Annotated in this window: 1 protein-coding gene; it reads right to left on the bottom strand. The window is 40.2% G+C overall.

Annotated features, from left to right (window positions below; translation table 11 throughout):
* On the bottom strand, positions 1 to 254 hold a 254-nt coding region (locus Q0787_RS19285; protein WP_298905095.1), incomplete at both ends, for a hypothetical protein.

The raw sequence follows: 254 nt of genomic DNA, 5'->3' as shown, positions 1-254 counted from the left end.
CCTTCTACTGATCCTGAAATCTCACATGCTCCAGTTCCGCCATTAGTGTATCCTAATGATCCTGCTTCGTATGAATTAGCTTCTTCACATGAAATCTCCATGTCTTCTACTTCATCAAATTCAGCCATTGGTGCTGGTAATACCGTGATTGTCTTTCTAGCTTCGATTGTTCTTTGGCAATCATCTGTGTAAGTCCAATCTATATATAATGTTCCACCACACTCATCGTATGATCCACTTAACTCACCTTGAAC

It is taken from the genome of uncultured Psychroserpens sp. (assembly GCF_947492715.1).
GTDB lineage: Bacteria > Bacteroidota > Bacteroidia > Flavobacteriales > Flavobacteriaceae > Psychroserpens.
This window is presented reverse-complemented; position numbering and strand designations above follow the sequence as displayed.